Raw genomic sequence first — 14301 nt, forward strand, 5'->3', positions numbered from 1 at the left:
TGTCGGATCACAGCCAAAAATGAGTATTTTACACAGTTTTTAATGGTTTAAGGAATAAATTTCATATTGGTAGATGTCGGCAGCTTCTGGTGTCTTAAACTCAGCCTTATATTTATACAGGCTCTGTTGACTCAAAGCCTGCTTCAGACAGGCGTCAGCTGGTGTGTAAATAATTTTTCCCTGCTGATTTAACGAAGTCAGAATAATAATCTCCGGTTTTTCGTTGAACAAATTCGCACAAAAGCGCTGATACATGGACTCTGATTTATCTTCGGTCATTTTACGATTATTCAGGCAATAGGAATCAATAAACCTCAAATTGCTTTTAAAAGGAATGCGCCCGCTATCTGAGAGAACTACGGTACTTGCTGGGGTGGCATTAACATCCAACCATTGCAGCACCCTATCCCGCAACTTTTCACCTTCCACAGGCATTTGGCTGAAATAACGATATTCAGACAAACTGAATATCGGAATAAAAAACACTGCCAGCAAAACACTTAAACCGATGGTAATACAGACGGGACCTGTTAACTTATCCTCAGCGTTGCCAAAAAACTCCCGAACTATTTTATAAAGACCTTGTACAGCCAGGATATAAAGAAAAGGCAATACAGGAAGAAATAATCGATTATAAAATGCAGCAACAGAATCCGATTGCACTAGTAAAATTAAATACAATACAGACGGAGTCCAAAAATACAGAGACAGCTTGTCTCTATGCTGAAAAAGTACGGGTAATGAAACCAGAAGAAAAGGCCATATTAGTTTCAGATAGGTCAAATCCAGACCGAATGCAGAATGGCCCTCAAACCCTTTACAATAGACTGAATTAGGAAATAAACGCCCAAAAAAATGCCAGCGCCAGAAAAAATACGGTAAATAAGTCAGTAAAAAAATAAGCAGACAAAGCGAATAATCAGTGGCAAAAAATTGCATGGGCCTGGGATTATCAATGATCAGCAGCAGACTGAATAAAATAAACACAAACGGTGCTTCCGGTCGTGTCAGACTCGCAATACTCATTAATACTGAAAAGCAGATTAAGTAAAACCTGCTAGTTCCCTTTTTATGATGCTCCGGATAACTCTGATATCCATTTCCTTTTAAAAGAAAATAAAGGGAATAGACAAGCATCGCCTGATAGCAGGCAGTCTCCAGGCCGCTTGCTGCCCAAATTATTTCTCCTTTATATAGGAGCAGTATCACAGAAGGTAATAAAGCCAGGGTCTTGGGTAAAACCAGTCTCGCCAGAAGATAAAGGCCTGCAATCGTTAACAGCAGTCCAATCACACCGGCTGCTTTCAAAATAACCACAGGATCAAGTCCTAAGTGAATAGCCAAAGCGCCCAGGAGCACAAAACTGTAATTGCTGTATCCTTCCACTGGTGCTTCACGCAAATTCCAAAGCAAGCCATGTCCTTCTGCCAAATGTCTGGCATAGCGCAGGGAAATATACATATCATCAATCGTAAACGGCCAGATTGCTGTAAGTTGTAAAACAACAAGATAACCCAGCGCTGCTGCCAGCAGCGCATAGTAGATTTTTTTATGACAGATCATTCATCAGAGCAACCAAAGTTAATCCTACAAAGCAAAGCAGGTTAAAGCGTGAGAGATTATCTTTAAAAAATAGAGAGACCGGGTCGTCATTATTGCCGTCTCTCATAGATAAACGGGCAAAACGCCATAAACCGATAGCTGCAAAGGGTAAAGTCAGCAGAAAATAGGATGACTCCTTATGAGCAATTAAAGTGTAAAAAAGATAAGCGACAAAACAACTGCAGGCAGTAACCACAATTAATCGGTCGAGCGCCGGTAAGGTATAACGCTTTAAAACCAGGCGAGTCTCATATCTCAGACCTAATTGCTTTTCCAGACGCCTTTTGCAGAGCGCAATAAGCAGACTAACCAGCGTAGCGGTGATAGTTAGCCACCATGAAATGGGCAGCCCTATCCCTATAGTTCCAGCCAGTACTCGCAACATGAATCCACTGGCGATACAAGCCACATCCAACACAGGAACACTTTTCAATAAATGATTATAGGCCAGATTGATAAGCAGATAGGCAGCAAGCAGTACTGCCAGAATGGTCGATATTGACCAGGCGAGCAACATGCCGCCCAGTAACAACAGTGCCAGCATGCTCACCGCGAAATCAAGGGAAACCTCTCCGCTTGCTAAAGGACGGCGGCATTTTTGCGGATGCAGGCGATCTTTCTCTCTATCCTGAATATCATTATAAATATACACAGCACTGGCTATCAGACAAAACGCCAGAGCAGCTAATAACGCATCCGGCAAATAATCCAGAGAGCCAGAGTACACTACACCAAGTAAAACAAATGCCGCTTTACTCCAATGGGATAATCGTAGCAGGTAAATAAATTGCTTAATTGATGTCATTTTATACAGCCGTTATTCAGGTATAATTTCATGTAGCCTGAACTATATCATCAGTTTTTCAATAGGTTAAATTTTAGATTGTGATAACTTAATCTATTAATAAATATTAACCAAATTTATTGGCATTTAATCAATGAATGCGTAATATAAAATAAGTACGTCTTTTACAAGGCAGCTATGGTGATAATTGGACATTGAGCTGTCGGATGACTTTTAACCAAGGATGTGAGGTCAATATGAGTTTTGTAATTAAGGATACATTAATTGAAGAGTGGCCTAAGCTAAGGGCTTTATATATTAAACAGGCAAAAACTACTCCACAGCCCCAGCACCAGAATACTGCCATTGAACGATTTTTCGGTGGAAAAAACTCTAAAGACAGGCATTTTCAGCTCGAATTCACTGAAAAGATTTTTCAGGTTCTTCGCTCCAGGCTAAAACCGGATCTGAAATTCAAAGATGCCCAGGCATTTGATGAGCATATGAGTGCCTGCAAAATCCTGATTGTCACCGCTTTTTATATCAAACATCAGATTGGCCTTCCCTATTGGATGCGTTCTCCATCTAACTCTGATTTATATGAAATTTTAGATAATACTATTGGTCTGGTAGGAAAAAATCAGCTGAATAAGCAAACCAGTGCCGATTACTTCCTGACGGCTTTGCGTTTTTTAGAAACTTCATCATTGGAAAGCTGGAATGCCTCCATGGCTAAAGACTCCACCTGTCGATTTACAGAACTTGAATGGCGGCATTTTAAGGATTTTGTTACTTCACAGTCTGATTATTTGAGGAAATATCAACCGAATCGCTTCCCAGTCGCATCGGTCACCGGTTACCTGGTCAGCCAGCCATGTTACGCTGCTGGAATGTCGACCGGATGGATGATCGGAAAAATGGCCAGCGAAAGTGCTGTGGGGCTGCCTGTTCAGGTAGCATTAAGCAGCGGTTTATGCTGGGTTGGCGGAAAAGTGGCTGGCTGGGGGATTATGATTTTTGCACCGCGGCTTGCCAAGCAGCTGTTTGAAAATGCTGGCGGCATTTCAATGGCGACCCTGATGGGCGGTTTAATGGGCTCTATTGGGTATGGTGTGGGCTATGCTGGAGGCTTGAGCGTAGATCTTTTATGGATAGCATTTCAGAATGCTTGTTCTTACATTGCCAATTTTGGTGACAATAGTCCTTATGAGAAATTGTCCGGATTTACCAGTGATGGTAAGCGGATATTAAATGGAATCGAAGTTCAGTTTGTTGAACAGGAAAAAGAAATAGCCGCAGCTGTTGATGAGTCACATTCTTTCCAGGTTGCATGCAAAGTTGTCGATAGCGGATTTGTCATTAAACTCAATGACGAAGAAGTCTTTATACCCCGGGATTTTAATCAATTTCCTCATAAGGAGGCGATTGCCAGATTCCTCGAGCAGAAATGTCTACCAGCAGAGCCAGCGCTCGGTTTGTTTGATGATGTGGTCGAATTCGATCCCGGCAGCGTTCCTGTTCCTGAGTGCGAAAGAGGTCTTTTTTCTCAGGAGCCGTTTCAAGTCCAGGATGGGATTGTGATGGGGCAACCTGTATATACTCCACAAACGCCACAAGCAGCCTATATGGCAGAAGCGATAATTGCTGAGGGGCTTACAGATGAGGATCTGGACATCCCAGAGGAGCTGATTCCTGAGCATTTGCGACAATTGCCTAAACCCATTTATCTGGCGAGACTGAAAGAATTTCTTAAAACACAAACCTTCTTCGAGGGCTCGTGGAAGAAAAAACCACCAGAACTTGAAGAGACAGCACCTGCGGTTAGTGTTGGGCCAGGTTAAGCGTTTTGAGACAACCAACTGGATTGCTTCACATTCGTTCGCAAAGACAGTTTGTGAAGCTCTGTCTTTGCGAGCCTTGGCGAAGACAGGGTTTGCTCCGTCTTTGCGAGCCTTGGCGAAGCAATCCATTACAAAGATATATCTTGTTTCACTCTTTTAAGGTTAACAATAGTTCACGGATAACGCTGGTGGCATAGCTGCCGGAAGTCAGGGCAAACTCTAAAAACAGCTCTTTCTCATTTAACCACTCCCATCGCATATCTTTGACCTGGAGAATAAATGCCCGGTATGCAATTTCCAGTTTGTGTGCTTCCAATGCCTCACACCAGGGACGCAGATCTGCCAGGGCTTCTTGCTGCAGAACCAGTGCTGACTCTGTAACACGGTTATTTCCTCCACCCCACAGCGCACCGGCTGGTGAAATATCAAAGGCCTTGATACGCTGCTGGATTATCTCATCTGGTGAATCGCAATGAAATACACTATGAGTTCCTGCTAATTGCATCACATCCCCAGCCACGGCTTGATTCCAATTACTCTTGCTTATGCGATAGTCAAGTATGCGGTTAAAAAGATAAGCGCGTGCGGCAGAATAATACATGCCTTTCAAAAACGGATTTTTGACTTTCATATTCGCAAACAGCAACTGTTCCGCCTTATAAAGATTTTGCCCAATATTACCAAATCGCTGTTCACCGAAATAATTGGGAACTCCATTTGCAGCGATTGCTGACAGTCGCTCTTCAATCTTATCTTCGATATGAATATCTCGCAGAATGAGTTGAAACTGATTTCCTTCCAGTGCGCCTGTTTTCAATTTCTTATTATGCCGCTGGGTATGTAAAATTTTCCATTGCTCACCCTTCGGAAGTTCAATATTCAGATTATTTTTTCCAGGCAAATGAATGCTGAACCACTGTCGGGTTAATGCCTGTTTATCTTTTAACCCGGCGTAAGACACTGCTCTGGGTGACAGTTTTAATTCACGGGCAATTTCCTTGGCGACATCTTCAGTATTAATATTGCGCTTCTCAATGAATAGAAACAAATGCTCCCCTTCACCGGTCAAATCAAACCCCAAAATTTCATTAACAATAAAATCTTCAGGATATTGCTTTAAAATACCTTGAGATGCAGGTTGACCATAAGCATAGGCTAAACTTGACATAGATAGAAAACTCTTTAAACGGGATTAAGACTGTCAATAAACTGATATTGCAGATTGAAATGCTGTGCTAAATGTTCGCCCAGAGCCTGTATGCCAAAACGTTCAGTGGCATGATGCCCGGCAGAAAAATAATGAATGCCAAGCTCTTTGGCCTGATAATAGGTTCGCTCGGAAATTTCGCCGCTGATATAAGCATCTACTCCCAGAGCGCCGGCTTGTTCAATATAATCCTGTGCAGCACCGCTGCACCAGGCAATCCTGCTGATAGAATGTTTGGCTCCCTCCACAAGAACAGGCTTTCGTCCTAGCTTGTCAGCTAATAGGAGAGTGACTTCGTCTGCCGTTTTAGGTAATGGAAAAGATCCTGTCCAAAGCAATCCGGGTGTGCCGGAGACACCATGCTGGTCAATTTCATCTAATTGCAGCAAATTGGCGATACAGGCATTATTACCCAACTGCGGATGACAATCGAGCGGGAGATGATAAGCGAGCAAATTAATCTGGTGCTTGATGAGCTCTGCAATTCGCTTGTATTTGCTGCCGGTAATAACCGCAGGTTCCCCTTTCCAAAAATAACCGTGATGGACAATGAGAGCATCAGCTCCAAATTGCGCAGCTCTTTCAATTGCTTCCGCTGAAGCAGTAACTGCGGTACAGATACGGTTTATTTCGCTGCGTCCTTCAACCTGCAGGCCATTGGGTGCATAATCATTAAACGATGCAATGGCCAGCAGATTATTTATATACTCTACAAAATTTTTACGTCCTGTCACCTTGCTGAAACCCTCTTGATATCAGCTCCCAGCATAGACAACTTTTCTTCAATGCGTTCGTAACCGCGATCTACATGATAAACTCGCTCGACCATCGTTTCCCCTTCGGCGGTCAAACCTGCCAGAATGAGGCTCGCGGAAGCGCGAAGGTCAGTAGCCATCACCGGAGCTCCGGTTAAATGATCAACACCTGAGATCAGTGCTGTATTTCCATTTAAACGAATCTGCGCGCCCATTCGCTGTAATTCCTGAACGTGCATAAAACGATTTTCAAAAATAGTTTCAATGACTGAAGACGTGCCGTCAGATATGCTGTTAAGAGCCATAAACTGCGCCTGCATATCGGTGGGGAATGCAGGATATGGGGCCGTTGAAATATCGATTGCCTGCGGTCTCAGGCCATTCATATTTAAGGTAATCCAGTCTTCGCCCAAACTTAATTCAGCCCCGGCTTCTTCAAACTTACACAGCATTGAAAGCAGATTATCAGGTTTGACGCGGCGAACCGTTACCTTTCCTCGAGTAATTGCTCCGGCAGTCAAATAGGTTCCGGCTTCAATACGATCGGGCATTACGCTGTAGGACCCGCCGCCTAAGGCCTCCACTCCTTCAATCTCAATCGTGGATGTACCTGCGCCAGTAATTTTTGCCCCCATTTGATTGAGGAAATTCGCCAGATCAACTACTTCAGGCTCTCGCGCAGCATTTTTGATCACTGTTTTACCTTCGGCGAGTACAGCAGCCATTAGCACGTTTTCAGTGCCGGTAACTGTTACTGTATCGAATAATAAAGGCCTTCCCTGTAAACGCCCTCTTTTACAGCGTGCCTTGATATATCCATTTTTTACTGAAATTTCAGCACCCATGCTTTTCAAAGCTTTCAAGTGCAAATCCACAGGTCTCGTGCCGATAGCACAGCCTCCTGGCAATGAAACATCAGCTTTTCCGAAACGGGCTAATAAGGGGCCTAACACAAGAATGGATGCCCGCATCGTTTTCACCAGTTCATAGGGAGCGACGAACTCGTTCACATTACTGGCATCGACCTGAACATTCATTTTTTCGTCAACGATCATTTGTGCGCCGAGCTGCCCCAGCAGCTCCATCATTGTGGTCACGTCTTTCAAATGTGGCACATTAGCGATCGTCACATTATCGCTTGCAAGCAGTGTCGCAGCGAGGATGGGCAGAGCGGAATTTTTTGCACCCGAAATAATGACTTCACCGTTTAAGGGTTTACCGCCATTGATTACCAACTTATCCATGCTTTTTCTCCCATTCTTCTTTCGTCCACGTCTTCATACTTAAAGCATGAAGAGTGCCAGATGTAATCAATTCCTTCAATTGAGCATAGACCCACTGTTGTCTGGCCACCAGAGACTTACCGACAAAAGTCTCTGAAACAATAGTCAAATTGTAATGATAACCATCACCTTCTACCTTAACAAATTCAACTTCTGATGTATCGCGAAGGCGCTGTTCCAGCGCTTCATTACTAATCATACAACTCTCACCTTACTATTAATTATTGCTTGAATACGGTTATCTTGCATCGCGTCATCCTGAACAAAGTGAAGGATCTCCTGAATCTGGCTCAGCTCTAAGCAGTTTGAGATCCTTCGCTACGCTCAGGATGACGTATCTGGGGAGTTACCATTTTTTTCATATCTCGTTGAGACGATTTGATTGAATTAAAATCAAACTTATTCAATCATTAGCCAATAAATTACTGACTCTGCAAAATTCGGCCAAGGCAGCTAATTGCCTGGACATTCCGGTGATTTTGCAGGTCCTGTTAAATTGTCTGGCCAGACGTTTGGCTTCAATTAACAACGCCAGCCCGGCACTATCACAATGCTGCACTTTTTCAAGATTAATTGTGATAGAGCCCTGCTGTGCGGCGCTGCGGTAAAAACTGCTAAGACGCTTTCTGTCGGCATCGACAGTAGCAAAAGTCATTCTTTCAGCAGGTTCAAAAACGAAATCAGTCATTAACTGGCTCTACTTTTTTCATTCATCTGTTTAATCAGATCTTGTATATTTGAGTTTTGCAATGCCTGAGCGAACTGTGAACGGAAACTTTGTAACAAGCTAACCCCCTCCACACTCAGATCATAAATTTTCCACTGGCCATTTTTTGCCACCAAACTGTAACTCAGCGGAATATTATTGCCGTTTGAGCGGATAATCAAGCTATTGACACGAACAAAGCGGCCATCTACGGAGCCTCTTATTGGCAGGAACTTGATTGTCTCATCGGTATATTCTGCTAAAGGACTGGCATAGGTTCTTATAACCAGTTGCGTGAATGCTTTTGAAAACTGAGCCCGTTCACCGGCTGACGCCTTGCTCCATACTTGCCTTCCAAGAACAGAGCGAGACATGCCGCTTACATCCACATTGGGAAGTAAATGCTGTTCAACCGCTTGAAAAATAAGCTGACGGTTACTTTTAAGACTTCCTTTATGCTCCTTTAAAGTAGACAGGATCTGGTTTGCAGTACCTTCCAGCATAGGAATCGGTGAACCCTGTGCCCATAGCCAGTGTGGTAATAGAAAAGCAAATAATAAAAAGATTGATTTTATCAGCTTCATGAGTCACCTATTTTTTATTAATGTTAAATAACAGCTGGCCAATAAGGTTTTCCAAAATTATCGCTTCCTGGGTTTTGGCAATTACATCGCCCTCTTTCAGATAAGGGTGCTTGCTATCCTCGGCATCATCAAAGCCTGGTACAATACTGATGTAATTGGAACCTAGCAGTCCTTGCGTCAGGATTCTTGCAGAAGCGTCATCATAGGGAATTTGTTTATCGCCTCGAAGAAGCATCGTCACTTTCGCATTTAATTCGCCGGGTTGCAATTCGATTTTACTCACTTCACCAACTTTCACACCAGCAATAGTGACAGGCGCACGCACTTTCAAGCCGCCAATGTCAGCGAAATCTGCGGTAACATGATATCCCTTGTTTTCCGCAAAATCAGTCAGACCGCTAACTCTCATTATCATAACAATCAAAGCCAGCATACCTGCTACCATAAATAATCCGACGCAGATATCTACATATCGCTGCTTTGCATTCATTACCAACCTCCAATCATTATCGCGGTCAACAGAAAATCAAGCCCCAGTACTGCCAGCGATGCGTAAACAACAGTTCGTGTAGTTGCTTGACTAATCCCTTCAGCAGTAGGCGTACAGCTAAAGCCCTGGAACACAGCAATCCATACGACTGCAAAGGCAAATACAACACTTTTAATAATTCCACTCAGGACGTCAATTCTAAAATCAACAGCAGCCTGCATGTTCGACCAGAAACTACCCGCATCAATACCCAACCAAATCACCCCAATAAAATAACCACCATAAATCGCTGTGGCAGAAAATATTATGGCCAGGACGGGTAAACAGATTAAACCCGCTAAGAAACGAGGATATACCACTCGTCCTAATGGGTCCACTCCCATCATATCCATACTGGCTAATTGCTCAGTCGCTTTCATCAGGCCAATTTCTGCAGTCAAAGCCGACCCTGCTCTTCCTGCGAAAAGCAGTGCACTCATTACCGGACCCAATTCACGGGCGATGCTTAAGGCCAGCAATTGTCCTAACTGCGTTCCGGCACCAAACTTCTGGAGAGTATTATATCCTTGCAGTCCCACTACCATTCCAATAAACAATGCTGAAACAACAATTATCAGAAAGGATAATACGCCTACATTATAGATTTGCGTCCGCAAAGCAGGCCACAATCTGGGAAAATCAGGATTTCGGACAAAAACCTTTGCAAGAAATACGCCGGAGTTGCCTACCATACCGAGAATATTGATTCCGCGTTGCCCTAAATGTGCCAGCTTATCAAGCATCTAAAAGCTCCTCAGTATAAGGCCTTGCCGGATAATGAAATGGAACAACGCCATCCGCCTCTCCGTGCATGAACTGTTTGATCTGTGGTTCCTGCGACTCTTTTAATTCCTCAGGCGTTCCCTCTCCGATTAATCGTCCGCCTGCGATTAGGTATACGTAATCGGCAATTGAACAGGTTTCCGCCACATCGTGAGAAACAATGATGGTTGTGGTTTGCAGCAATTCATTCAACTGTTTGATCAGGCGAACCAAAACTCCCATAGAGATTGGATCCTGTCCAGTGAAAGGCTCATCATACATCATCAATTCCGGATCCAGCGCAATTGTACGAGCCAGTGCAACGCGTCGGGCCATTCCGCCCGATAATTCAGCTGGCATCATCTGCGCTGCGCCTCTTAATCCAACAGCCTCGAGCTTCATAAGGACAATATCGCGAATCATGGCATCATTTAAATTCGTGTGTTCGCGCAGCGGGAAAGCCACATTTTCAAATACAGACAAATGGGTAAATAAAGCACTTGACTGAAACAGCAAACCCATTTTTTTCCTTGCCTGGTATAGCACTTTGCGTGGCAAACAGTGGATATTTTCTCCATTAACAATAATTTGTCCCTGATCGGGAAAAATCTGGGCGCCGATTAATTTTAACAAAGTGGTTTTACCACTGCCGCTTGGCCCCATTATTGCTGTTATTTTGCCGCGTTTGACCACCATATTGACATCATTAAAGATTTGACGTATTCCTCTTGAGAAAGTCAAATTGGTGATAGTCACCAGATTCTCTTGCATTTAACAATGTTCCAGTTCAGCCAAAACGCTAAGTATACCTTGTGCGAATTATTTTGCGAATAAAAATTCGATAAACACTGGAAATCACTATCACCATCCATTAGAACCTCGGTCTACAAAGCGACTCCTTTCTATGTTAGACTGCAAAGCCATAATCACTACTCCTTTGCTAAGATGAATTTTTGCAAATTAGGCCTGGCAGTCATTGAAACCGAAGCACAAGCTGTACTCGAACTAACTCAGCGGATTGATGAGCGCTTCGATAGAGCCTGTCGGCTGCTACTCTCTTGTCAGGGACGAGTAGTCGTTACCGGAATGGGAAAGTCCGGGCATATTGCACACAAGATAGCAGCGACGCTCTCAAGCACCGGAACTCCTTCTTTTTTTATGCATCCGGGTGAAGCCAGTCACGGCGATCTGGGAATGATAACCAGACAAGATGTAGTCATTGCCATATCCAATTCAGGCTTTACCAATGAAATTGTTACTTTACTTCCTCTGCTTAAACGGCTGGAAGTACCTTTAATTGCTTTGACCGGCAATCAGGAGTCGGCGCTTGCCAAAGCTGCAAATGTCAATCTGGATATCAGTATTCGTCAGGAAGCCTGCCCGCTCGGACTCGCACCGACAACCAGCACCACCGTCTCTCTGGTCATGGGAGACGCTCTGGCAATTGCCCTGTTGCAGGCACGTGGTTTTAATGAGAATGATTTTGCTCTGTCACATCCCGGCGGCTCATTAGGAAGACGCCTGCTGCTGAAAATTGATGAGTTATGCCATCGCGGCGAACAGTTACCTCTGGTTCATGAAAGTGCCACCATCAGTGAAGCATTGATTGAAGTGACCGCAAAAAAACTCGGGATGACCTGTGTAGTCAATTCACAGGGTAAATTAGTCGGCGTATATACCGACGGCGATATACGCCGGACCCTGACCCAGAATTTTGATATTAATACAGCCTCACTGTCGCAGGTGATGAGTAGAAACTGTAAAACAATCCACTCGGGAATGCTTGCGGCAGAAGCCCTAACGCTAATGCAAAAATACAGCATTACTTCCCTGGTGGTAATCGATGAAGAACAACACCCCATCGCGGTCATTCATTTGCATGATCTTTTGCGTGCCGGAGTTTTGTAATGAGAGGTCTTAAATGAATAATCTGGTGGAAAAAGCTAAAAAAATCCGTTGTCTGGTTTCTGATGTCGATGGTGTCCTGACTGACGGCCTCCTGTTTCTCGATAATCATGGTAATGAGCTTAAAGCTTTTAATGTACAGGACGGGATGGGACTCAAGCTATTGATGGCAGCGGGCATTGATGTAGCAGTGATTACTACATCAAGAAATAAAGTGATTGATCACCGCATGGAGCAGTTGGGTATCACCCATTATTTTAAAGGACAGGTTGATAAACGCCAGGCGTTTACAACACTATGTGAAACACTGGGTTACTCCCTCGAGGAAATTGCCTATGTTGGCGATGACCTGCCTGACTTACCCATTATTCAGCAGGTTGGCCTGGGAATCGCCGTTGCCAATGCGGTTCCACAGGTTAAGGAATTCGCTTGCTGGCAGACGAAGCAATCAGGAGGGAACGGCGCGGTACGTGAAGTCTGTGATCTGATACTTGAGGCACAGAACAAATTCGACGCGGCTCTTGAAAGGTATTTTCAGTCATGAATGCAGCCAAACATGCAGCCTGGTTGTTCATTACCTTGTTTGCATTAGCTTGTTCAGGCTGGTATTTCGCAAGCTCATCGTCCCCAACTATCAAACTTGACAAGCAGGTTCTCTCCATTATGCCTGACGCAGTGGTGTCTGGACTGGTTGTGCGTCAGTTTAGTAAAGAGGGGCTGTTAGTGAATCTTCTGGAAACACCAAGGCTGCGGCATATTCCTGAAAATAATACGCATTATCTGACTGCGCCCCATATCATTATCAAACAGAATGATCAGCCTGGCTGGGAAATTCGCTCAGCGAAAGCGAAATCTATTAATGGCGGACAGCAAATTAATTTCACAGACAAGGTGGTGATTCATCAGGACAAAAGCCAGCATAATGAGGAAACGACAATAACCACCAGCGAGCTCACCTACTATCCAAAAACAAAATTCGCGACGACTCAGGCGCTTGTGAATTTTGTTCAACCGGGAAGTATTGTGAAATCACAGGGAATGAATGCTTATCTGGCTGACAAGAGAGTTCAGCTTAGCCGGGTTCGCGCAACTTACGAGCCACGACATGAAAAATCTTAAATTATTATCTTTCACATTGGGACTGTTTTTTTGCAATTTGCCACTTGCCGAGGCAATGCCCGATGACCGTGAACAATTATTACAACTTTCTGCAGATCAGGCCGATTTGAATGAGAAAACGCATCGCGGAGAATACAGAGGTGCTGTGGAGCTTGATCAGGGCACCACGCATCTGCGTGCCACCAAAGCAGTCACTGAAGGGAACCAGCAGAATAAGCTGGTGGTGGCAATTGCTATGGGGAGTGCCAAAGATCAGGCGCACTACTGGACACAAACAGCCCAGGACAAACCGCTGTTACATGCTTATGCCAATACTATCCGCTACTATCCCGAGCGGCATTTGATTGAATTAATTGGCAACGCCCGCGTCGTTCAGGGGGACAACTCTTTTTCGGCCCCAAAAATCAGTTATGATACCTTGAAGCAACATGTTATATCTGAACCCGCTGGCAAGGAAAGAACCACTATTATCATTCATCCAGAGAAGAAAAAAGCATGACCGAGTTATCGGCACAACATCTTAAAAAAAGCTTTAAAACCCGAACAGTCGTTAATGATGTCAGTATTAACATCCGCAGCGGTGAGTGCGTTGGATTGCTGGGTCCTAACGGCGCGGGAAAGACAACCTGTTTTTATATGATTGTGGGCTTACAAGCCTGTGACGAAGGTAAGATTATACTGGATGGCCAGGATGTTACTCGCGCCCCTATGCATCAGCGCGCACGATTGGGGATCGGTTACCTGCCCCAGGAAGCCTCCGTTTTTCGTAAAATGACCGTTGCCGATAATATTCTTTCCATTCTGCAGCTAAGAACAGATTTAAGCAAAATGGAGCAGCAAAAGAAGTTACTTCAGTTAATGGAGGAATTTCATATTGAACATTTACGTAAAAGTCTTGGCATGAGCCTGTCCGGAGGCGAAAGACGACGGGTTGAAATAGCCAGGGCTCTGGCCATTGAGCCTACTTTTATACTTTTAGACGAGCCCTTTGCAGGTGTCGATCCGATTTCCGTACTGGATATCAAACGGATCATCTCGCATTTATGCGATAAAAATATTGGCATATTGATTACTGATCATAATGTAAGAGAAACACTTGATATTTGCGAGAGAGCATACATAGTAAGCCAGGGCAAGATTCTTTGCGAAGGTTCGCCGGATTCAATTTTAGCTAATCAGCAGGTCAGAGCGGTCTATTTGGGTGAGGAGTTTTCACTGTAAGCC

The 14301-nt window shown here is 44.2% G+C and carries 17 protein-coding genes; 6 read left to right on the forward strand and 11 right to left on the reverse strand.

Going from position 1 to position 14301, the window contains the following annotated elements:
• Window positions 1-39 precede the first annotated feature (39 nt).
• Together E1O89_RS04905 and E1O89_RS04910 are read right to left on the reverse strand one after the other, a co-directional pair.
• Window positions 40-1563: a protein LphB gene (locus E1O89_RS04905; protein WP_133139189.1), complete on the reverse strand. Its 1524-nt coding sequence runs from the start codon at window positions 1561-1563 to the stop codon at window positions 40-42.
• Window positions 1550-2407, reverse strand: a complete 858-nt coding sequence (locus E1O89_RS04910) for a decaprenyl-phosphate phosphoribosyltransferase (RefSeq protein WP_112218030.1) — start codon at window positions 2405-2407, stop codon at window positions 1550-1552. The genes E1O89_RS04905 and E1O89_RS04910 overlap by 14 nt, the downstream gene beginning before the upstream one ends.
• 236 nt (window positions 2408-2643) lie before the next feature.
• On the opposite strand from E1O89_RS04910, the gene E1O89_RS04915 reads away from it, so the two are divergent.
• Window positions 2644-4227, forward strand: coding sequence for a hypothetical protein (locus E1O89_RS04915; protein WP_165483064.1), 1584 nt, complete (start codon window positions 2644-2646; stop codon window positions 4225-4227).
• Between the two features lie 148 nt (window positions 4228-4375).
• Here the strand turns inward: E1O89_RS04915 and truD are convergent, their stop codons facing one another.
• The 9 genes from truD to E1O89_RS04960 all read right to left on the reverse strand — a co-directional run bounded on the left by truD (window position 4376) and on the right by E1O89_RS04960 (window position 10824).
• A complete protein-coding gene (gene truD, locus E1O89_RS04920; RefSeq protein ID WP_133139191.1) occupies window positions 4376-5395 on the reverse strand; it encodes a tRNA pseudouridine(13) synthase TruD in 1020 nt (339 codons plus the stop codon).
• A 14-nt stretch (window positions 5396-5409) separates the two neighbouring features.
• Window positions 5410-6168, reverse strand: a complete 759-nt coding sequence (locus E1O89_RS04925; protein WP_133139192.1) for a Nif3-like dinuclear metal center hexameric protein — start codon at window positions 6166-6168, stop codon at window positions 5410-5412.
• Window positions 6165-7433 (reverse strand): UDP-N-acetylglucosamine 1-carboxyvinyltransferase, encoded by a 1269-nt coding sequence (gene murA / locus E1O89_RS04930; protein WP_112218034.1) that lies wholly within the window; start codon window positions 7431-7433, stop codon window positions 6165-6167. Before murA ends, E1O89_RS04925 begins: the two co-directional genes overlap by 4 nt.
• Window positions 7426-7671 (reverse strand): BolA family protein, encoded by a 246-nt coding sequence (locus E1O89_RS04935; protein ID WP_112218035.1) that lies wholly within the window; start codon window positions 7669-7671, stop codon window positions 7426-7428. Before E1O89_RS04935 ends, murA begins: the two co-directional genes overlap by 8 nt.
• Before the next feature lie 204 nt (window positions 7672-7875).
• On the reverse strand, window positions 7876-8160 hold the full coding sequence (locus E1O89_RS04940) for a lipid asymmetry maintenance protein MlaB (RefSeq protein ID WP_058508836.1): 285 nt from the start codon (window positions 8158-8160) through the stop codon (window positions 7876-7878).
• Entirely contained in the window at window positions 8160-8762 is a 603-nt protein-coding gene (locus E1O89_RS04945; protein ID WP_133139193.1) for a phospholipid-binding protein MlaC, read from the reverse strand. Before E1O89_RS04945 ends, E1O89_RS04940 begins: the two co-directional genes overlap by 1 nt.
• A 7-nt stretch (window positions 8763-8769) precedes the next feature.
• Window positions 8770-9252 carry an outer membrane lipid asymmetry maintenance protein MlaD gene (gene mlaD / locus E1O89_RS04950; RefSeq protein WP_133139194.1) on the reverse strand — a complete coding sequence of 161 codons (483 nt, stop codon included), beginning with the start codon at window positions 9250-9252 and terminating at the stop codon, window positions 8770-8772.
• The gene (gene mlaE, locus E1O89_RS04955; protein WP_133139195.1) at window positions 9252-10034 is read right to left on the reverse strand and encodes a lipid asymmetry maintenance ABC transporter permease subunit MlaE; all 783 of its coding nucleotides are present in this window, start codon (window positions 10032-10034) and stop codon (window positions 9252-9254) included. Before mlaE ends, mlaD begins: the two co-directional genes overlap by 1 nt.
• On the reverse strand, window positions 10027-10824 hold the full coding sequence (locus E1O89_RS04960; RefSeq protein ID WP_133139196.1) for an ATP-binding cassette domain-containing protein: 798 nt from the start codon (window positions 10822-10824) through the stop codon (window positions 10027-10029). The genes mlaE and E1O89_RS04960 overlap by 8 nt, the downstream gene beginning before the upstream one ends.
• Window positions 10825-10998: 174 nt before the next feature.
• On the opposite strand from E1O89_RS04960, the gene E1O89_RS04965 reads away from it, so the two are divergent.
• The 5 genes from E1O89_RS04965 to lptB are packed head-to-tail and all read left to right on the forward strand — an operon-like array spanning window position 10999 to window position 14298.
• Entirely contained in the window at window positions 10999-11961 is a 963-nt protein-coding gene (locus E1O89_RS04965; protein ID WP_112218039.1) for a KpsF/GutQ family sugar-phosphate isomerase, read from the forward strand.
• A 13-nt stretch (window positions 11962-11974) separates the two neighbouring features.
• Complete coding sequence (kdsC, locus tag E1O89_RS04970; protein ID WP_133139197.1) at window positions 11975-12502, forward strand: 3-deoxy-manno-octulosonate-8-phosphatase KdsC; 528 nt, start codon at window positions 11975-11977, stop codon at window positions 12500-12502.
• Complete coding sequence (gene lptC, locus E1O89_RS04975; RefSeq protein ID WP_112218041.1) at window positions 12499-13077, forward strand: LPS export ABC transporter periplasmic protein LptC; 579 nt, start codon at window positions 12499-12501, stop codon at window positions 13075-13077. Before kdsC ends, lptC begins: the two co-directional genes overlap by 4 nt.
• On the forward strand, window positions 13064-13576 hold the full coding sequence (gene lptA, locus E1O89_RS04980) for a lipopolysaccharide transport periplasmic protein LptA (RefSeq protein ID WP_133139198.1): 513 nt from the start codon (window positions 13064-13066) through the stop codon (window positions 13574-13576). The genes lptC and lptA overlap by 14 nt, the downstream gene beginning before the upstream one ends.
• Complete coding sequence (gene lptB / locus E1O89_RS04985) at window positions 13573-14298, forward strand: LPS export ABC transporter ATP-binding protein (RefSeq protein WP_133139199.1); 726 nt, start codon at window positions 13573-13575, stop codon at window positions 14296-14298. The genes lptA and lptB overlap by 4 nt, the downstream gene beginning before the upstream one ends.
• Window positions 14299-14301: the final 3 nt, after the last annotated feature.

The sequence above is a fragment of the Legionella genomosp. 1 genome, from assembly GCF_900640215.1.
Taxonomy (GTDB): Bacteria; Pseudomonadota; Gammaproteobacteria; order Legionellales; family Legionellaceae; genus Legionella_C; species Legionella_C quinlivanii_A.